At 67.0% G+C, this 19,527-nt stretch carries 17 protein-coding genes; 11 read left to right on the forward strand and 6 right to left on the reverse strand.

Annotated features, from left to right (window positions below):
* Positions 1–71 precede the first annotated feature (71 nt).
* Together ACODTJ_RS18220 and uxaC are read right to left on the reverse strand one after the other, a co-directional pair.
* Positions 72–1,541 carry a mannitol dehydrogenase family protein gene (locus ACODTJ_RS18220; protein ID WP_488849562.1) on the reverse strand — a complete coding sequence of 490 codons (1,470 nt, stop codon included), beginning with the start codon at positions 1,539–1,541 and terminating at the stop codon, positions 72–74.
* Positions 1,538–2,941 carry a glucuronate isomerase gene (gene uxaC, locus ACODTJ_RS18225; protein WP_454655249.1) on the reverse strand — a complete coding sequence of 468 codons (1,404 nt, stop codon included), beginning with the start codon at positions 2,939–2,941 and terminating at the stop codon, positions 1,538–1,540. The genes ACODTJ_RS18220 and uxaC overlap by 4 nt, the downstream gene beginning before the upstream one ends.
* A gap of 177 nt (positions 2,942–3,118) precedes the next feature.
* Between uxaC and ACODTJ_RS18230 the strand changes: the two genes are divergently transcribed.
* The 3 genes from ACODTJ_RS18230 to ACODTJ_RS18240 all read left to right on the forward strand — a co-directional run bounded on the left by ACODTJ_RS18230 (position 3,119) and on the right by ACODTJ_RS18240 (position 6,565).
* Positions 3,119–4,609, forward strand: a complete 1,491-nt coding sequence (locus ACODTJ_RS18230) for an ABC transporter substrate-binding protein (protein WP_454655251.1) — start codon at positions 3,119–3,121, stop codon at positions 4,607–4,609.
* 154 nt (positions 4,610–4,763) lie between these two features.
* Entirely contained in the window at positions 4,764–5,708 is a 945-nt protein-coding gene (locus ACODTJ_RS18235; RefSeq protein ID WP_454655253.1) for an ABC transporter permease, read from the forward strand.
* Positions 5,705–6,565: an ABC transporter permease gene (locus ACODTJ_RS18240; protein ID WP_454655254.1), complete on the forward strand. Its 861-nt coding sequence runs from the start codon at positions 5,705–5,707 to the stop codon at positions 6,563–6,565. The genes ACODTJ_RS18235 and ACODTJ_RS18240 overlap by 4 nt, the downstream gene beginning before the upstream one ends.
* A 5-nt stretch (positions 6,566–6,570) precedes the next feature.
* Here ACODTJ_RS18240 and ACODTJ_RS18245 read toward each other — a convergent pair whose 3' ends face one another.
* Both ACODTJ_RS18245 and ACODTJ_RS18250 read right to left on the reverse strand, forming a co-directional pair.
* Positions 6,571–7,131: a DUF4337 domain-containing protein gene (locus tag ACODTJ_RS18245; protein ID WP_454655255.1), complete on the reverse strand. Its 561-nt coding sequence runs from the start codon at positions 7,129–7,131 to the stop codon at positions 6,571–6,573.
* 74 nt (positions 7,132–7,205) lie between these two features.
* Positions 7,206–8,132 (reverse strand): tyrosine recombinase XerC, encoded by a 927-nt coding sequence (locus ACODTJ_RS18250; RefSeq protein WP_454655257.1) that lies wholly within the window; start codon positions 8,130–8,132, stop codon positions 7,206–7,208.
* Positions 8,133–8,317: 185 nt separating this feature from the next.
* Here ACODTJ_RS18250 and ACODTJ_RS18255 point away from each other — a divergent pair, with 185 nt between their 5' ends.
* The 6 genes from ACODTJ_RS18255 to ACODTJ_RS18280 all read left to right on the forward strand — a co-directional run bounded on the left by ACODTJ_RS18255 (position 8,318) and on the right by ACODTJ_RS18280 (position 15,906).
* Positions 8,318–10,519, forward strand: a complete 2,202-nt coding sequence (locus ACODTJ_RS18255; RefSeq protein WP_454655258.1) for a primosomal protein N' — start codon at positions 8,318–8,320, stop codon at positions 10,517–10,519.
* Positions 10,520–10,727: 208 nt separating this feature from the next.
* Positions 10,728–11,297 carry a F0F1 ATP synthase subunit delta gene (locus tag ACODTJ_RS18260; protein WP_454655260.1) on the forward strand — a complete coding sequence of 190 codons (570 nt, stop codon included), beginning with the start codon at positions 10,728–10,730 and terminating at the stop codon, positions 11,295–11,297.
* Positions 11,297–12,829, forward strand: coding sequence for a F0F1 ATP synthase subunit alpha (gene atpA / locus ACODTJ_RS18265; RefSeq protein ID WP_454655262.1), 1,533 nt, complete (start codon positions 11,297–11,299; stop codon positions 12,827–12,829). Before ACODTJ_RS18260 ends, atpA begins: the two co-directional genes overlap by 1 nt.
* A 104-nt stretch (positions 12,830–12,933) precedes the next feature.
* Positions 12,934–13,803, forward strand: a complete 870-nt coding sequence (locus ACODTJ_RS18270; protein WP_454655263.1) for a F0F1 ATP synthase subunit gamma — start codon at positions 12,934–12,936, stop codon at positions 13,801–13,803.
* 74 nt (positions 13,804–13,877) lie between these two features.
* Positions 13,878–15,362, forward strand: coding sequence for a F0F1 ATP synthase subunit beta (gene atpD, locus ACODTJ_RS18275; RefSeq protein WP_454655265.1), 1,485 nt, complete (start codon positions 13,878–13,880; stop codon positions 15,360–15,362).
* A 130-nt stretch (positions 15,363–15,492) separates the two neighbouring features.
* Positions 15,493–15,906, forward strand: coding sequence for a F0F1 ATP synthase subunit epsilon (locus ACODTJ_RS18280; protein WP_454655267.1), 414 nt, complete (start codon positions 15,493–15,495; stop codon positions 15,904–15,906).
* Between the two features lie 184 nt (positions 15,907–16,090).
* Here the strand turns inward: ACODTJ_RS18280 and ACODTJ_RS18285 are convergent, their stop codons facing one another.
* Both ACODTJ_RS18285 and ACODTJ_RS18290 read right to left on the reverse strand, forming a co-directional pair.
* On the reverse strand, positions 16,091–16,585 hold the full coding sequence (locus ACODTJ_RS18285; protein WP_454655269.1) for an RNA pyrophosphohydrolase: 495 nt from the start codon (positions 16,583–16,585) through the stop codon (positions 16,091–16,093).
* Positions 16,586–16,631: 46 nt separating this feature from the next.
* Positions 16,632–16,937: an ArsR/SmtB family transcription factor gene (locus tag ACODTJ_RS18290; RefSeq protein ID WP_454655270.1), complete on the reverse strand. Its 306-nt coding sequence runs from the start codon at positions 16,935–16,937 to the stop codon at positions 16,632–16,634.
* A 91-nt stretch (positions 16,938–17,028) separates the two neighbouring features.
* On the opposite strand from ACODTJ_RS18290, the gene ACODTJ_RS18295 reads away from it, so the two are divergent.
* Positions 17,029–18,129 carry an NADH:flavin oxidoreductase/NADH oxidase gene (locus ACODTJ_RS18295; protein WP_454655272.1) on the forward strand — a complete coding sequence of 367 codons (1,101 nt, stop codon included), beginning with the start codon at positions 17,029–17,031 and terminating at the stop codon, positions 18,127–18,129.
* Between the two features lie 351 nt (positions 18,130–18,480).
* A complete protein-coding gene (locus ACODTJ_RS18300; protein ID WP_454655274.1) occupies positions 18,481–19,443 on the forward strand; it encodes an ABC transporter substrate-binding protein in 963 nt (320 codons plus the stop codon).
* Positions 19,444–19,527: the final 84 nt, after the last annotated feature.

Genomic DNA, 19,527 nt, shown 5'->3' on the forward strand with positions numbered 1-19,527 from the left:
CGTCTTCGCTGGTCGAAGGTCGTGTCCAAGACGTGGATGCTCGCCACAAGGGCGAGCATGACGCTAGACGTTCAGCCCAGGCTCGACGCCGTCGCCTTTGCGCCCTTCTCGAAGAGCGAGGCGAGGTGAGCGGTCACCGGTTTTGTAAACCGAAGGTCGCCAGGCAGGTCGGTCCCGAAGATCGCCTCGATGCCGGTGAGGGCTTCGACCAAGACCTTGGCGTCGCGTCCGGCGGCCTCGGCGCGGCGCTTCAGCTCCGCGACAAGCGGGTCGCGGACGTCGATGGCGCCGCCCTTCTCGTCGATGCCGGTGACGTAGCGCATCCAGGCGGCGACGCCGAGTGCGAGATGGTCGATTCCGGCGCCGGCTTTCAAGCGCTCGCGGATCGTGCCGAGCAGGCGCTGCGGCAGCTTCTGCGAACCGTCCATGGCGATCTGCCAGGTGCGGTGGCGGATCGCCGGATTCTGGAAGCGGATGAGCAGGGCCTTGGCATAATCCGAGAGCACGACGCCTTGCGGGGCCGGCACGGTCGGGATGATCTCGGCCCAAAGGCGCTCAAGGAAGCGGGCGAGGACGGGATCGCCGCTGGCCTCGGCGACCGTTTCGTGCCCGGCGAGATAGCCGAGATAGGCGAGCGAGGAATGGGCGCCGTTGAGCATGCGCAGCTTCATGAACTCGAAGGGTGCGACCTCGGAGACCATCTGGGCGCCGACGTCGTGCCAATCCGGGCGGCCGTTGGCGAAGACATCCTCGATCGCCCATTGCCGGAAGGGCTCGCCGATGACGGGGGCGGCATCCTCCACACCGATCAGCCGGGCGACTTCGGCGATATCGGCGTCGGTCGTGGCCGGCACGATGCGGTCGACCATCGTCGCCGGGAAGGCGCCATTGGCCTCGATCCAGGCGGCGAGCTTGTCATCGGTGAGCGCCGCGAAATCGCGGACGAGACCGCGCAGGACATGGCCGTTGGAGGGGAGGTTGTCGCAGCAGAGCGCGGTGAAGGGGCCCAAGCCCATATCGCGACGCGCCTTCAGCCCGGCGACGAGGATACCTACCGCCGAGCGCGGTGCCTGCGGATTGGCGAGGTCGTGGACGATATCGGGATGATCGGCCTTGAGCGTGCCGGTCGCGGGATCGTGGCAATAGCCCTTCTCGGTGACGGTGAGTGAGACGATGCGGGTCTCGGGGGCGGCGAGCCGCGCGATCAGAGCCGAAGGGCTTTCCGGCGCGACGAGGACGTCGAGCACCGAGCCGATGACGCGCAGTTCCGGCCCGGTCGGGGCGAGCTTGAGCAGCGTGTAGAGCCCGTCCTGCGGCTTCAGCCGGTCGCGCTGGTCGGGGCGCTGGAGGCTGGCGCCGGTAATTCCCCAGGCGCCGAAGCGATGCTCCAGCGCGTCCTCGGTGTATTCGGCGAGGTGGCCACGGGCGAAGGCGCCGAGGCCGAGATGGACGATGCCGGCTTTCAGCGCGGTGCGATCATAGGCCGGACGGCGGACCGAGGACGGCAGGCCGGCGAGCGTGGCAGCGGAGAGGCGGGTCACAGCTTGTAGGCCTCCTTGGCGAGGCGATAGGCGAGGTCATAGGCGACCTCGGCCGCCTCATCCTCCTCCAGCCGGTGCTCGGCAACGAGCTTGGCGAGATAGGCGCAGTCGACCCGGCGGGCGACGTCGTGACGGGCGGGAATCGAGAGATAGGCGCGGGTGTCGTCGTTGAAGCCGACGGTGTTGTAGAAGCCCGCCGTCTCGGTCGTCAGCTCGCGGAAGCGCAGCATCGCTTCGGGAGCATCGAGGAACCACCAGCCCGGCCCGAGCCGCAGCGCCGGGTAGTGACCGGCCAGCGGTGCGAGTTCGCGCGAATAGGCGGTTTCGTCGAGGGTGAAGGCGATGACGGTGAGGCCCGGCTCGTTGCCCACAGCGTCGAGCAGCGGCTTCAGCGCTTCCACGTAATTGGTCTGCGTCGGGATATCGCAGCCCATGTCGCGGCCGAAATGCTCGAACAGCGCCGCGTTGTGGTTGCGGTGGGAGCCCGGATGGATTTGCAGCACGAGCCCGTCATCGAGGCTCATCTTGGCCATCTCGGTCAGCATCTGGCCGCGGAACAGGTCGGCGTCCTTGGCCGAGACCTTGCCCTTCAGGATCTTGGCGTAGAGCTTCTCGGCCTCCGCATCCGAGAGATTGGCGGTGCGGGCCGTGGCGTGGCCATGATCGGAGGAGGTGGCGCCACGTTCCTTGAAATAGGCGCGCCGCTTGCGATGGGCCGCGAGATAGCCGGTCCAGGAACCGATGTCCTCGCCCGTCAGCTCGCCGAACTTTTCGAGATTGTCGGCGAAGCCCTCGAACTCCGGATCGACGACGCTGTCGGGCCGATAAGCCGTGACGACCTTGCCGTCCCAGCCGGACTCGCGGACCCTATCGTGCCAGCGCAGATCGTCGAGCGCGCCTTCGGTCGTGCTGATCGCCTCGATGTTGAAGCGCTTGAACAGGGCGCGGGGGCGCAGCTCCGGCTCTTCCAGCTTGGCGGCGATCCTGTCGTAGATCTTGTCGGCATTCTCCGGCGTCAGGCGCTCGTTGATGCCGAAGACGGTCGAGGTCGCGTGCTCGAACCAGAGCCGCGTCGGCGTGCCCCGGAACAGGTGCCAGTGGTCGGCGAAGAGCTTCCAGATCTTGCGCGGGTCGGTCTCGACCTCGCCGCCATCCTTTCTGTTGATGCCGAGTTGCTCCAGTCGGACGCCCTGCGAATAGAGCATGCGGAAGATATAGTGGTCCGGCTTGACGAAAAGGGTCGCCGGATCGGGAAAGGCATTGTCCTCGGCATACCAGCGCGGATCGGTGTGGCCGTGCGGCGAGATGATCGGCAGGTCGCGAACCGTGGCGAAGAGCCGGCGCGCGATGCCGCGCGTCACCGGATCGGCGGGAAAGAGGCGATCGTCGTGCAGCAGCATGGGCATCTCCATCGGTCGCATCGATCTCTAGAGCCGGCTGAGGCAGGGGTCAATTGCCTGGTATACTAGTGCGCCAGATGCCCTTTCTTACCCAACGGGGATTGCGTTGGAAGCGGGCTTGCGTTTCCCGGGTTTCCCGCGTCATCCTCGCGCCGCAACGGCACCGGAGCGATGGATATGACGACGCGGCGTGAACTCCTGGCAGGGGCGGGACTGGCAGCGCTGGCGGCGCAGCTTCCCGTCGTCGCGCTGGCCCAGGCGAAGGACAGCGTGACCATCGCCCAGACGCTGGAGCCGCCGACGCTCGATCCGACATCCGGCGCCGCGCAGGCGATCCGCGAGGTGACGCTGCAGAACATCTTCGAGGGTCTGGTCAAGATCGACCGGACCGGCAAGCTGCAGCCCTGCCTTGCCGAGAGCTGGCAGATCGCCGACGACAATATCACCTACCGCTTCAAGCTGCGGCAGGGCGCGAAGTTCCACGACGACACGCCCTTCACCGCCGAGCAGGTGAAGTTCTCGTTCGAGCGCGCGGTTGCAGCCGACTCGACCAACGCCCAGCGCCAGCTCTTCACGCCTATCGCGGAGATCACGACGCCGGACCCGGCGACCGTGGTGATCAAGCTCAAGCAGCCGACCGCGAATTTCCTCTTCGGCCTCGCCTGGGGCGATGCGGTGATCGTCGCGCCGGCAACCGCCGCCAACAACAAGACCAATCCGGTCGGCACCGGCCCGTTCAAGTTCGTACGCTGGAACCGTGGCGACCGGCTCGAACTCGCGCGCAACGACAGCTATTGGGGCGAGAAGCCGGCGCTGGCCAAGGCGACCTTCCGCTTCATGTCCGACCCGCAGGCGCAGGTCGCGGCGCTCAGGGCGGGCGACGTCGACGCCCATACCAATCTCTCGGCGCCGGAGGCCGTGCCGCAGCTCAAGGCCGATGCCAAGCTCAAGGTCACGATCGGCGGAACCGAGGGCGAGACGGTGCTCGGCATCAACAATGCCAAGCCACCGTTCGACAATCTGAAGGTGAGGCAGGCGATCGCCCATGCGCTCGACCGCAAGACCATCGCGCTCGGCGTCTACGGCTTCGACGTCAACCTGATCGGCAGCCATTTCTCGCCGCTGCATCCGGCCTATGTCGACCTGACGGGCACCTACCCTTACGACCCCGCCAAGGCCAAGGCGCTGCTCAAGGAGGCCGGCTTCCCGAACGGCTTCAACTGCACGCTGAAGTTGCCGCCGCCATCCTATGCCCGCCGCTCCGGCGAGATCGTCGCGGCGCTGCTCTCGCAGGTCGGCATCAACGCGGCGATCGAGCCGCTGGAATTCCCACAATGGCTGGAGCGCGTCTTCCGCAACAAGGATTACGATCTCAGCATCATCGCCCATACCGAGCCGCTCGACATCGATATCTATGCCCGCGACGGCTACTACTTCCAGTACAAGGACCCGGACTTCAAGGCGCTGATCGCCAAGATCGCGGTGACCCTGCCGGAAGGCGAGCGCAACGAGCTCTACAAGCAGGCGCAGCGCAAGCTGGCTCAGGACGCGGTCAACGGCTTCCTCTTCATCCTGCCCAAGATCACGGTGGCGAACGCCGCGCTGGAGGGGATGTGGACCGACTGGCCGCTGCCGGTGACGCCGCTGGCGGAACTGCGTTGGCGGTGAACCTAGCCTCATGGCTTCAACCGGGTCATCCCGGGCGACCGCAGGGAGACCCGGGATCCATGCCTGAACCTTTCTCGGAATCGCTCCGGCATGGATCCCGGATCGGCGCGGCTTCGCCGCTTGTCCGGGATGACAAGGTGGGTAGGGGCAGGGTGTGATCGGCTACATCCTGCGCCGGCTCGTCGCGCTGGGCCTGACCCTGCTCGCGGCGGCGCTGGTGATCTTCGTCGTGCTCGAGATCCTGCCGGGCGACCCGGCAGCGGTGACGCTCGGCCTCAATGCCGCGCCCGAGGCGCTGGCCGCGTTGCGCACCGAGATGGGGCTCGACAAGCCGGCGGTGCTGCGTTTCTTCATCTGGCTGGGGGGGCTCGTCACCGGCGATCTCGGCCAGAGCTACACCTATCGCGTGCCGGTGCTGCAGCTCATCACGGAGCGTATGGCAGTGACCTTGCCGCTCGCGCTGATGGCGATCGCTTTGGCAACGGCGATCGGCATCCCGCTCGGCATGCTCGCGGCTTCGCGCCATGGCCAGCTGGCCGATGCCGGCGTGATGGCCTTCGCGCAGGCCGGGCTCGCCATCCCGAATTTCTGGTTCGGCCTCCTGCTCGTGCTCGTCTTCGCGGTCGGGCTCGGCTGGCTGCCGGCCGGCGGCTTTCCGGGTTGGCAGGCGGGAATAGGCGTGTCGCTGAAAGCCCTCCTGATGCCGGCATTGGCGCTCGCCCTGCCGCAGGCCGCGATCATCGCGCGAGTGACGCGCTCCTCGATGCTCGACACGCTGCAGGAGGATTTCGTCCGCACGGCCCGCGCCAAGGGACTGAGCGAAGGCACGACGATGCGCCGGCACGCCCTGCGCAACGCGCTGATCCCGGTCGTCACCATCCTCGGCCTTCAATTCTCGGTGCTGATCGCCGGCGCGATCATCATCGAGAACGTCTTCGCGCTGCCGGGGCTGGGGCGGCTCGTCTTCCAGGCCATCGCCCAGCACGACCTGATCGTGGTCAAGGATCTCGTCATGCTCTTCGCGGGGCTCGCGATCCTGATCAATTTCGCGGTCGAACTGCTCTATGGGCTGATCGACCCGCGCCTGAGGCAATCATGAGCGCGGTCCAGGACAAGGCTTCGGGCGGCAAGCGGCACTGGTGGCTCGCGCCCTCCTTCGTGATCGGCGTGGTGCTGGCTGCGCTCGTCGTCGCGGCGGCGCTGATTTCTTACGTCTGGACGCCCTACCAGCCGACGCAGATGATGATCCTGAACCGGCTGAAGGGGCCGTCGGCCGCCAACTGGTTCGGCACCGACCAGTTCGGTCGCGACGTGTTCTCGATGATCATGGTCGGCGCGCGCAATTCGCTGGCGGTCGGCCTGGGTGCGGTCGGCATCGGCATGGTCGTCGGGACCACGCTGGGGCTCGCAGCCTCGGTTCGGCGCGACGGCCTTCTCGACCATGCGATCATGCGCACAGCCGACTTTACCCATGCCTTCCCGGCCGTGCTGACCGCGATCATGATGACCGCGATCGTCGGCCCCGGCATGCTCAATGCCGTCGTCGCCATCGCCGTGCTGAACCTGCCCTATTTCGCGCGGCTCGCGCGCGGGGCGGCCCTGCAGGTCTGGGCGCAGGACTTCATCCAGGCGGCGCGGGCGGCGGGGCTCAACAACCGGCAGATCACGCTGCGCCATGTCCTGCCCAACATCGCCGGCATCCTGGTGGTGCAGGCGACGATCCAGTTCGCGCTTGCGGTGCTGGCCGAGGCAGGACTGTCCTATCTCGGGCTCGGCACGCAGCCGCCGAACCCGTCCTGGGGGCGGATGCTCAACGAGGCACAGACCTTCATGGCGGCGCAGCCCTGGCTCGCGATCTTTCCGGGCGCCGCTATCGCTCTCACCGTGCTGGGCTTCAACCTGCTGGGCGACGGACTGCGCGACGCGGTCGATCCGCGCCTGCGCCGTGCCCGGTAAAGCCGTCAGAACAACGCAGTCGGTGCGAACTGGGCGAGCGCCATCAGCGCGATGCCGGCGATGCCGAGCAGGCCACCGGTCGCGGCGAGGAGGCCGACGCCGGTGATGATCGCGGCGGATGAAATCACGATCGCGATCTGGATCAGGCCTGAGGCGATGTCGAACTTGTCGTCGCGGGCGGCGGCGATGTCGCGCTGCGCCTCGGCCGCCTTGGCGCGGGCGGCAAGCTCCTTGCGCCCTTCATTGGTCTCCGGCTCGGAATCATAGCGCGCGACGGTCTGCTTCCAGCTCTCGATGCGCTTGGTCAGGCGCTGCCGGGCGGCCTCGTCGGTGACGCCGGCAAGCTCGACTTCCAGCGCCTCGGCGGCGGTGCGCACGGTCGTGCCGCGGATCGTCTTGGCCTGGAAGAAGGCCCAGAGATTGGAGGCCTCGATATTCTTGGCGACGGCCTCCTGCTCGGCATTCTTGCCGCCGATCTCGGAGAAGGCGAGCGTGAGCGCAAGCAGCGCGATCAGCAGCGCGACGCGCTTGTTGCCGCCCTGGGGCGTTTCGACGGAATCGGACACGAATCACCTCGCAAGGCCATGGTGGCGGCGCTGTTTAAGGCTTTCCGTTTGGGCAGCAAGAGGGCGATGCGGGTCTAGCGCCCGGCGCGCGGATGGGCGGCGTCATAGGCCGCCATCAGCCGGGCTGAGTCGATGCGGGTATAGAGTTGCGTCGTCGAGAGCGAGGCGTGGCCGAGCAGCTCCTGGATGGCGCGCAGATCGCCGCCGCGCCCGAGCAGATGCGTCGCGAAGGAATGGCGCAGGGAATGCGGCGTGGCCGAGGACGGCAGGCCGAGCGCGCCGCGCAAGCCCTCGACCGCAAGCTGGATGATGCGCGGCGAGAGCGGCCCGCCCTTGGCACCGACGAAAAGCGGGCCTTCCGGCGGCAGGCGCCAGGGGCAGAGCTTGAGGTATTCGGCGATCGCCGTGATCACGACGGGGAGCACCGGCACCATCCGGGTCTTGCTGCCTTTGCCGATGACAGTCAGCGTGTCGCCAGCCTGAAGCGGCGCCTGCGTGCGGGCAAGCGAAAGCGCCTCCGAGATGCGCAGGCCGCTGCCATAGAGCAGGCCGAGCACGGCGGCGTCGCGGGCGAGGATCCATTGTTCGCGCTCTTCGCCGGCACGGGTATCGGCCTGAGTAACGGCGCGGGCGGCCGAGGGTTCGAGCGGGCGCGGCAGGGATTTGCCGAGGCGCGGGCCGCGCGTTGCGGCGAAGGCGGCGGCGGTGAGCCTGCCCTGGCGCTCGCCGAAGCGAGCGAAGGAGCGGAGCGCCGCGAGCTGACGCATCAGCGTGCGGTTGCCGACATTGTCACGGCGGCGCTGGCCAAGGAAGGCGCGCAGGTCGACGGGCTTGAGTGCGGCGATATCGGAAAGCGAGGGTGTGCCGCCGAGATGTTCGGTCAGGAACGCGTGGAATTGGCCGAGATCGCGCGCATAGGCCTCCAGCGTCTTCGGCGAGAGGCGCCGCTCGGCGGAGAGGTGGCTGAGCCAGTCGCGCCGGAAGGGTTCGAAATCGGTCATCGCGAAAGCATGACGCTCCCGCCTTAACAGCAGCCGAATCGATGCTAGATACGGGGACGAAACACGCCGTCATCCCGGACAAGCCGCGTCAGCGGCGCCGATCCGGGATCCATGCCTGAACCGTTCCGGCATGGATCCCGGGTCTCCCTCCGGTCGCCCGGGATGACACAGCAATATTTGTGACGATGGCGCAGTTCGATCTGATCGACGATTCGGAAGAGATGGAGCAGGCCGGCACGGTCGACGTGCTGATCCCGCTCGGGCTCGACCAGGCCTATAGCTATGCCGTGCCGGCCGGGCTCGTGCTGAAGCCGGGCGATGTCGTGCAGGTGCCGCTGGGGCCGCGCGAGACCGTCGGCGTGGTCTGGGATGTCGGCAGCGGACGCGGCGGCAATCTCAAGAAGGTCACCGAGAAATACGACATGCCGCCGCTCGATCCGGCGCTGCGCAAGCTCGTCGACTGGGTGGCCTGGTACACGCTGGCGCCGAAGGGCTCGGTGCTGGCGCTGGCGCTGCGCCGGCAACCGGACGATACGCTCGAGCGGCCGAAGCTCGGCGTCCGGCTTGCCGGAGCGCCGCCCGGCCGCATGACCCCGGCACGGGCGCGTGCCATCGCAGCGGCCGAGGGCGGGTTGCTGATCGCGAAATCGGCGCTCGCGGAAGCCGCATCGGTCAGCGCGGCCGTGATCGATTCCCTCGTCGATGCCGGCACCTTCATCGTCGAGCCACTGCCGCGCGAGGCGATCGCGGCTTTGCCCGATCCCGACCATGCTGTGCCGGAACTTTCGGAAGGGCAGGCGGAGGTGGCGCAGGCGCTGGTCAAGTCGGTGCAGGCGAAGGTCTTCGGCGTCTCGCTGCTCGAAGGCGTTACCGGCTCCGGCAAGACCGAAGTCTATTTCGAGGCGGTGGCGGAGGCGATCCGGCTCGGCCGCCAGAGCCTGATCCTGATGCCGGAAATCGCGCTGACCGCGCAGTTCATCGACCGTTTCGAGGCCCGTTTCGGCGTCAGGCCGGGCTTGTGGCATTCGGCCGTGACCGGCCGCAAGCGCGAGCGCCTGCAGGCGGCAATCGCGAGCGGGGAGGCGAAGGTCGTGGCCGGCGCGCGGTCGGCCCTGTTCCTGCCCTATAGCGATCTCGGCCTCATCGTCGTCGATGAGGAGCACGAGAGCGCCTACAAGCAGGAGGACGGCGTCTCCTATCATGCGCGCGACATGGCGGTGGTGCGGGGGCGCATCGAGAACGCGCCGGTGGTTCTCGCTTCCGCGACGCCGTCCTTGGAGACGCGGGTCAATGCCGAGCGCGGGCGCTACGCCCATCTCAGGCTGCCGGAGCGTTTCGGCGGGCGCGAGTTGCCGCAGCTCGGCCTCGTCGATCTGCGCCGCGACAAGCCGGAGCGCGGGCGCTGGCTCTCGGGCGCGTTGATCAAGGCGGTCGAGGCCAATCTGGAGGCGAAGGAGCAGTCGCTGCTCTTCCTCAACCGACGTGGCTATGCGCCGCTGACGCTCTGCCGGGATTGCGGCCATCGCTTCCAATGCCCGAACTGCTCGGCCTGGCTGGTCGACCATCGCTTCCGGCGGGCGCTGGTCTGCCATCATTGCGGGCATGTCGAGCGCCGGCCGCATGAATGCCCGGCCTGCCACAAGCCTGAGAGCCTCGTCGCCTGCGGACCGGGCGTGGAGCGGCTGGCCGAGGAGGTCGCGACGCTTTTTCCACAGGCGCGTTCGATCGTGCTCTCCAGCGATTTTCCAGGCGGCACGGAAAGGCTGAAGACGGAGCTCATGGCCGTGGCCGACGGCGAATTCGACATCGTCATCGGCACACAGCTCGTCGCCAAGGGCCATAATTTCCCGGGAATGACGCTGGTCGGCGTGATCGACGCCGATCTCGGCCTGACCTCCGGCGATCCGCGTGCGGCGGAGCGGACGTTTCAGGCGCTCAGGCAGGTTACCGGCCGCGCAGGGCGGGGCGAGAAGCCCGGCCGCGCCCTGCTTCAGACGCATGACCCCGAGCATCCCGTGCTGAAGGCCCTGATCTCGGGCGATCCGGAGCGGTTTTATGCCGCAGAGGAGGCCTCGCGGGAGGCTGCGGGCCTGCCGCCCTTCGGGCGCCTGGCGGCGCTGATCGTTTCCGCCAACAGCCAGGCGGAGGCCGAAAGCCATGCCAGGGCGCTGGCGCGCTGTGCCGAGGCAAGCGACGGAATCATGGTGCTGGGGCCGGCGGAAGCGCCCTTGGCGGTGCTGCGCGGGCGCCATCGCATGCGCCTGATCGTCAAGACGGCGCGTGAGACCAATCTGCAGGATTACCTGCGCGGCTGGCTGAAGCGGGCGCCCCGGCCCAAGGGCTCGGTCCGGGTCGCGGTCGATGTCGATCCGCAAAGCTTCCTTTGAAGAGCTGAAAGGCGCGGCAAAATCGCCGCTTATGAAGGGCAATCAGCGATTGCGCGGCCCGGAACCGCATGCTAGTGCACCGCCACATTTCGGTCGCGAAGTCGTCTTGCCGGCTTTGCGCCTATGATACTCGCAGTGTCGGGAGCATACACTCCACCTTCGTCAGGAAGGTCGCTGGTGTGGTCCCTTGAAACGAGAGACGGGAAGCGTGGCTGAAGGCGGATCGCAGGGGACATTGGTGTCGGGCGTAGCTCAGCGCTATGCCACCGCTTTGTTCGAGCTGGCTGAGGAGGCGGGTGCGATCGACACCGTCGCGGCCGCTCTGGATAGCTTCAACGGCCTGCTCGCCGAGAGCGAGGATCTGAACCGCCTGATCCAGAGCCCGGCCTTCACGGCCGAGGAGCAGGTCGCGGCGATCAAGGCCGTGCTCGAGAAGGCCGGCATCACCGGCATCGCTGCCAATTTCATCGGCTTCGTCGCCAGCAAGCGCCGCCTCTTCGCGCTGCCGGGCATGATCACCGGTTACAAGCGTCTGGTCGCCGAGGCCAAGGGCATCGTCTCCGCCGAGGTGACGGTCGCCGAAGAGCCCACGGCCAAGCGCGTCGACGAGATCCGTGCGGCGCTGAAGGGCGTCGCCGGCAAGGATGTCGACGTATCCATCAAGATCGATCCGGCCCTGATCGGCGGGCTCATCGTCAAGATGGGCTCCCGCATGGTCGACGCGTCGCTGAAAACCAAACTCAATTCAATTCGTCTTGCCATGAAAGAGGTCGGCTGATGGACATCCGCCCCGCTGAAATCTCCGCCATCCTGAAGGCCCAGATTTCGAACTTCGGCTCGGAAGCTTCGGTGACCGAAGTCGGCCAGGTTCTCTCCGTCGGCGACGGCATCGCCCGCGTCTACGGCCTCGACAAGGTCCAGGCCGGTGAGATGGTCGAGTTCGAGTCCGGCGTGCGCGGCATGGCGCTCAACCTCGAGAGCGACAATGTCGGCGTCGTGATCTTCGGTTCCGACCGCGACATCAAGGAAGGCCAGACGGTCAAGCGCACCGGCGCCATCGTCGACGTTCCCGTCGGCAAGGAGCTGCTCGGCCGCGTCGTCGACGCTCTCGGCAACCCGATCGACGGCAAGGGCCCGATCAAGGCCAAGGCCCGCGCCCGCGTCGACGTCAAGGCGCCCGGCATCATCCCGCGCAAGTCGGTGCACGAGCCGATGGCGACCGGCCTCAAGGCGGTCGACGCCCTGATCCCGATCGGCCGCGGCCAGCGCGAGCTGATCATCGGCGACCGCCAGACCGGCAAGACCGCCGTGGCGCTCGACACGATCCTGAACCAGAAGCCGCTGAACGTCGAAGGCGCCCCTGAGAGCCAGAAGCTCTACTGCGTCTACGTCGCCGTCGGCCAGAAGCGCTCGACCGTCGCCCAGCTGGTGAAGGTGCTCGAGGAGCGCGGCGCGCTGGAGTACTCGATCGTCGTGGCGGCCACCGCCTCCGACCCGGCCCCGATGCAGTTCCTGGCGCCGTTCGCCGGCTGCTCGATGGGCGAGTTCTTCCGCGATAACGGCATGCACGCCGTCATCATCTATGACGACCTTTCCAAGCAGGCCGTTGCCTACCGCCAGATGTCGCTGCTGCTGCGCCGCCCGCCGGGCCGCGAGGCCTATCCGGGCGACGTGTTCTATCTCCACTCCCGCCTGCTCGAGCGCGCGGCGAAGATGGGCGAGGACGCCGGCCTCGGCTCGCTGACGGCGCTGCCGGTCATCGAGACGCAGGCGAACGACGTGTCCGCCTACATCCCGACCAACGTGATCTCGATCACCGACGGTCAGATCTTCCTGGAGACGGACCTGTTCTACCAGGGCATCCGCCCGGCGGTGAACGTCGGCCTCTCGGTGTCGCGCGTCGGCTCTTCGGCGCAGACCAAGGCCACCAAGAAGGTCGCCGGCAAGATCAAGGGTGAGCTCGCCCAGTATCGCGAGATGGCCGCCTTCGCCCAGTTCGGTTCGGACCTCGACGCGGTCACGCAGCGCCTGCTCAACCGCGGCGCCCGCCTGACCGAGCTCCTGAAGCAGCCGCAGTTCTCGCCGCTGAAGATGGAAGAGCAGGTCGTCGTGATCTATGCCGGCGTGAACGGCTATCTCGACGCGCTGCCGGTCAGCAAGGTTCGCGCCTTCGAGGACGGTCTGCTCGCGCTGGTCCGCGGCAAGCATGCCGACATGCTGAACGAGATCGGCTCGTCGAAGGATCTGTCGGACGCCAACGCCGCCAAGCTCAAGGACATCGTCGCGGGTTTCGCGAAGTCCTTCGCCTGATCATCATTATCGGCGCGGCCGAGCCCTGAGCTCCGCCGCGCTGCTTCTCTGGATTGCTTCGTTGCCGCGTCCGTTGCGGCTGACGAGTAGGGGATCAAGATCGGATGCCGTCCCTTAAGGACCTACGCAATCGCATCGCTTCGGTGAAGTCGACGCAGAAGATCACCAAGGCCATGCAGATGGTCGCGGCTGCGAAGCTGCGCCGGGCGCAGACGGCCGCCGAGGCCGCGCGTCCCTATGCCGAGCGCATGGAGACGGTGCTGTCGAACCTCGCTTCCGGCGTGTCCGGTTCGAGCGCCCCGCGCCTGATCGCCGGCACGGGTTCCGACAAGGTGCATCTGCTGCTGGTGCTGACCGCCGAGCGCGGCCTGTGCGGCGCCTTCAACTCCTCGATCGCGCGCCTCGCCCGCGACAAGGCGAATGCGCTGAAGGCCGAGGGCAAGACGGTCAAGATCATCTGCGTCGGCAAGAAGGGCTACGATATCCTGCGTCGCCAGTTCGCTGCGGATATCATCGAGTTCATCGACCTGCGCGAGTTCAAGCAGGTCGGCTTCGTCAATGCCGAGGCGATCGCCCAGAACGTGCTGGCCCGCTTCGGCAATGGCGAGTTCGACGTCGCGACGCTGTTCTTCTCGCGCTTCCGCTCGGTGATCGCCCAGATCCCGACCGCGCAGCGCATCATCCCGGCCGAGATTCCGGAAGGGACGAAGCAGACCGACGCGGTCTACGATTACGAGCCGGACGAGAGCGAGATCCTGGAAGCGCTGCTGCCGCGCAACCTGACCGTTCAGGTCCTGCGCGGGCTGCTCGAGAATGCCGCTTCCGAACAGGGCGCGCGCATGTCTGCGATGGACTCCGCCACGCGCAACGCCGGCGAGATGATCAAGAAGCAGACGCAGATCTACAACCGCTCGCGTCAGGCGATGATCACGAAGGAACTGATCGAGATCATCTCCGGCGCGGAAGCGCTCTAACCGCCTAATCTTCGCCGGTGGCGCAAGCCGCCGGCTGCCGTCACATCCGAATGCGCTAGTCCCGAGGTTCCGCCATGGCCAAAGCCGCTACCAAGACCACCAAGAAGACCGCCGAGAAGCCCGCCAACACCGGCACCGGCCGCGTTGCCCAGGTCATCGGCGCCGTCGTCGACGTGCAGTTCGACGGCGCCCTGCCGGAGATCCTGAACGCGCTCGAGACCGACAATCTCGGCAACCGCCTCGTCCTCGAGGTCGCCCAGCATCTCGGCGAGAACACCGTCCGCACCATCGCGATGGACTCGACCGAAGGTCTGGTCCGCGGCCAGTCGGTCACCGATACCGGCGCCCCGATCGCGGTTCCGGTCGGCGACGAGACGCTCGGCCGCATCATGAACGTCATCGGCGAGCCGGTCGACGAAGCCGGCCCGATCAAGACCTCCGCCACCCGCGGCATCCACCAGCCGGCCCCGGCCTATTCCGAGCAGTCGACCGAGGCCCAGATCCTCGTCACCGGCATCAAGGTCGTCGACCTGCTGGCGCCTTACGCCAAGGGCGGCAAGGTCGGCCTGTTCGGCGGCGCCGGCGTCGGCAAAACTGTGCTGATCATGGAGCTGATCAACAACGTCGCGAAGGCCCACGGCGGTTACTCCGTGTTCGCCGGCGTCGGCGAGCGCACCCGTGAGGGCAACGATCTCTATCACGAGATGATCGAGTCCAACGTCAACAAGAACCCCAAGGAGAACAACGGTTCGACCGCTGGCTCCAAGTGCGCCCTGGTCTATGGCCAGATGAACGAGCCCCCGGGCGCCCGCATGCGCGTCGCTCTCGCCGGCCTGACCATCGCCGAGGACTTCCGCGACAAGGGCCAGGACGTTCTGTTCTTCGTCGACAACATCTTCCGCTTCACGCAGGCCGGCTCGGAAGTGTCCGCGCTGCTCGGCCGCATTCCGTCGGCGGTGGGCTATCAGCCGACGCTCGCCACCGACATGGGCAACCTGCAGGAGCGCATCACCACCACGAACAAGGGCTCGATCACCTCGGTGCAGGCGATCTACGTCCCCGCGGACGACCTGACCGACCCGGCGCCCGCGACCTCGTTCGCTCACTTGGACGCCCGTACCGTGCTGTCGCGTTCGATCGCGGAAAAGGGCATCTACCCGGCGGTCGACCCGCTCGACTCCACCTCGCGCATGCTCTCGGCCGACATCGTCGGCGAGGAGCACTACGCTGTCGCCACCGCGGTGCAGCAGACCCTCCAGCGCTACAAGTCGCTGCAGGACATCATCGCGATCCTGGGCATGGACGAGCTCTCGGAAGACGACAAGCTGACCGTGGCGCGCGCCCGCAAGATCGAGCGCTTCATGTCGCAGCCGTTCTTCGTCGCGGAAGTCTTCACCGGCTCGCCCGGCAAGCTCGTCCCGCTCGAGGACACGATCAAGGGCTTCAAGGGTCTGGTCGAGGGCAAGTACGACCACCTGCCGGAAGCGGCCTTCTACATGGTCGGCTCGATCGACGAAGCCGTCGAGAAGGCGCAGCGCCTGGCCGCCGAGGCCGCGTAAGCTTCGCGTATCCTTCTTTTCGGGCGGCTCCGGCCGCCCGGAACCATGCCCAGCATGGATTGTTGACACATCTGGCATGGCCCCCGGCGTCGTCCGGCGAACGGGGTGACGTCGGAGGAAAAGACAGGCGATGGCCACCTTCAAGTTCGAACTCGTCTCGCCGGAGCGCATCCTGTTCTCGGGCGACGTCGTCAGCGTCATCATCCCCTCAGTCGAGGGCGAGATGACCGTGCTCGCAGGCCATGCGCCGCTCGTCGCGACGCTCAAGGCCGGTATCGTCTTCGTCCAGACGACCGAGAGCAACGGCAAGGAATTCTTCATCAATGGCGGCCTCGTCGAGGTCAACCAGACGTCGACGACGATCCTGGCCGAGCAGGGCCGCTTCATAGAGGACGTCGACACCGCCGTGCTCGATGCCGAAATCCTGACCGCCGAGACCCGTCTCGCCGGTTCGCATAACGATGACGAGAAGAAGCGCCTGCAGGACACGCTGGTGCAGCTGCAGGAGTTCAAGCACGTTTTCGAGCAGCGTAAGGCGGCGTAATTCGCGCCTGAGCTTCGGAATGCAAAAAGGGCCGCGTGAGCGGCCCTTTTTTGTTTCTGAATGCGTATCTTGTCATTCCGGGCGGAGCGAAGCGGAGACCCGGAAACCACGACTGGGTGTCGCGCCCTTGGGTGGATTCCGGATCTGCGCCGCTTCGCGGCTTGTCCGGAATGACAAGCAGAGCTCAGGTCGCCGCGAAAGCGGCGAAGGCCTGTGCCACCTTCTGGTAGACCGGGCGCTTGAACGGCACGACCAGGCCCGGCATCTCGGCGAGCAGGCACCAGCGCCATTCGCTGAATTCCGGCGGTTCGTCGCCATTGGGCTTGCCGATATCCATCGCGCTCTCGCTGCCGGTGAAGCGGAAAGCGACCCAGCGCTGGCGCTGGCCGCGGAAGGCGGCGAGCTTGTGCCAGGGCCCGTCATAGGGCGGGAAGTCGTAGCTCCACCACGCGTCGGTCACGGCAAGCAACTCTGCCTGCGTCACGCCGGTCTCCTCCTCCAGCTCGCGGCGGGCGGCGGCGACGATGTCCTCGTCCGGGTCTATGCCGCCCTGCGGCATTTGCCAGTCGAAGCCGGGCAGGACGATCTCGGGGCCGGCGCTGTGCGAGCGGCCAGCGAAGACGTGGCCCTGCGCATTGAACAGGGCGATGCCGACATTGGGGCGGTAGGGGAGGCTCATGGCGCGAGCATAGGCTGGCGGCACGCTGAGCGGAACCGGGCGCGGATCATTCGCTCGATTTGGGAACGACGCAGGCGAGCAGGCCGGGGAAGCGCTGCTCGATATCGTCACGACGCAGGGCGTTCATGCGGGTCACGCCTTCGTTGCGGGTGCGGATCAGCCCGGCCTCGCGCAGCACGCGGAAATGGTGGGAGACGCTGGATTTCGGCCGGTCGCCCTCGAGAGCCTGACAGCTTTGCTCGCCCTCGACCGCCAGCCGGCGCACGACTTCGAGCCGGAACGGGTCGCTCAGCGCGTGGAAGACGTCTTCGAGCGCGATTTCTTCGGAGGCGGGCAGGCGGGCATGGCGCATGAACGCAGTCTATCACAGGGTTTTTAGCTTGCCAAAATTCGAAAAATATCGAACTATCGAAATATAGAAATCCACTGCGCGGAGCCGCATCATGCCTGGCCTGTTCGAGCCTTTCAGCCTTAAGGGCGTCACCCTTCGCAACCGCATCGTCGCCTCGCCGATGTGTCAGTACATGGCGCAGGATGGCGTCGCCAACGAGTGGCACCGGGCACATCTCGCCGGGCTCGCGCGCGGCGGCACCGGCCTCGTCGTGATCGAGGCGACCGGTGTCTCGCCAGAAGGCCGGATCACCCCCGGCTGCCTCGGGCTGTGGAATGACGGGCAGGCGGAAGCGCTGGCACCGATCGTCGCCGAGATGCGCAAGGCCGGCGCCGTCACCGGCATCCAGATCGGCCATGCCGGGCGCAAGGCCAGCGCCAACCTGCCCTGGGAAGGCGACGACCATATCCCGGCCAATGACGAGCGCGGCTGGGAAACGATCGCGCCGTCGGCGGTGGCGTATGGCGGCGGGCTCGGGCGTGTGCCGCGTGCTATGACCGCGACGGATATCGAGCGCGTGCGCGGCGATTTCGTCGCCGCGGCCGAGCGCGCCCGCGCTATCGGCATCCAGTGGCTGAAGCTGCATTTCGCCCATGGCTATCTCGCGCAGAGCTTCCTGTCGCCGCATGCCAACAAGCGCGACGATGCCTATGGCGGCAGCTTCGAGAACCGGAGCCGCTTCCTGATCGAGACGCTGGCGGCCGTCCGCAAGGTCTGGCCCGAGAACCGGCCGCTCTCCGCCCGGCTCGGCGTGATCGAGTATGACGGGCGCGACGAGGAGACGCTCGCCGAGTCGATCGAACTGGTGAAGCGCTTCAAGGCCGAGGGACTCGATTTCATCGATGTCAGCGTCGGCTTCTCGACCACCGAGGCGAAGATCCCGTGGGGGCCGGCTTTCCTGGGCCCAGTCGCCGAGCGGGTGCGTCGCGAGAGTGGCCTGCCGGCTTCGACCAGCTGGTATATCAGCAAGCCCGAACAGGCCGACGCGCTGGTGCGCGAAGGCAAGGTCGATCTGGTGACGCTGGGCCGGCCGCTGCTCGCCGATCCGCACTGGCCCTATGCGGCGGCACAGGCGCTCGGTGTCGAGAACCCGGCCTGGGCGACTTTGCCTGCGCCCTACGCGCATTGGCTGGCGCGCTATCGCGCCGCCTGACAGCGTTTTCACGCGGCGGCGTCAATGAAGGAGGGGCTTCCCGGCTCCTCCTTCATTCGTGGGAGGTGCAGGGGCGTCGCGGCTGCGAAGCTGGCGCAATCCATCGTGACAGGGCAAGGCAAGATCGAAAGAAGCCCGAATTTGTAATGGAACTTCCGTCATGTTGACGGCATTTCAACATCTTATGATGTCAGGAAGACGGAACGCACGGATGTGCCGTGTTCCAGCCAGCAAGGCGCCCGGAGGCTAGATATGCCGATCGCTTCGCCCTCTCGTTCCCTAATGCCGTGTCGGCGCGGGTTCGGACAACTGGCGATGGGGGGCTTGGCCGCCTGTTTCGCCGGGGGCAGGGTGGCTCGCGCCGAGGGAAACACCGCCGTTCGCTTTGCGCTGGACCGCCGTTTCGATGCGCTGGCGGCGCCGTTCCTGACGGCGCAGGACAAAGGCTATTTCGGTGCCGAAGGGCTCGATGTCGTGATCGAGCCGGGCAATGGCGCGCGTGCCATGCTCCAGAGGCTGGCGTCGGGAACGCAGGATGCCGGCTTCGGCGATATCAATGCGCTGATCCGTTTCCGCGACGAGAATCCGAGTTCCGATCTCACGGCGGTGATGATCGTGCATGACCGGCCGGGATACGCCCTGATCGGCCGCAAGAGCCGGGGGATCACCACCGCGCCGACGAGCCTCGAAGGCCGCAAGCTCGGCACGGCCAGCATCGATGCCAGTTTTGCGCAATGGCCGCTCTTCAAGAGCCTCAACAAGATCGACGACAGCAAGATCCGGATCGAGACCATCGGCGTGCCGGTGCGCGAGCCGATGCTGGCCTCGGGCGAGATCGACGCGCTCTTCGCCTTCGGCTCCTCCACCGCCGTCTCGCTCCGGGCGCGCGGCGTGCCCGGCGACGACATCGTGCTGATGGAAATGGCCGAGCACGGATTGCTGCTCTATGGCAGCGCGGTGATCGTGTCCGGCAAGCTGATCGCGAGCAAGCCCGATGCCGTGCGCGGGCTGGTGCGCGCCGTCATGCGCGGCATCCGCGACGCCGCCGTCAATCCGGGTGCCGGCGCGCAGCTGGTCCTGCGCCGTAACGAAAGCGCTCAGCTCGAGGTCGAACGCGACAAGCTCGCCGCGGTGATCGAGCGGAATGTGCTGACGCCCTATGTGCGCGCACACGGGCTTGGCGGGATCGACAGCGAGCGCTGGGGGCAGGCGCTGGGCCAGCTCGCTTCGGCGGGCGCGTTCCGTGACAAGGTGCGGGCCGGCGATGCCTTTACCGACGCCTATCTTCCACCGGCCAGCGAACGCATGTTCTGAGCGCATCGTTACGCTGGGAGATGATACGCAAGATGCGGGTGACAGAGGGGGGCGGCCTGCCTATCGTGCCGCGCCTCCCACCGG

The sequence above is a fragment of the Allobosea sp. FG18 genome, from assembly GCF_057809495.1.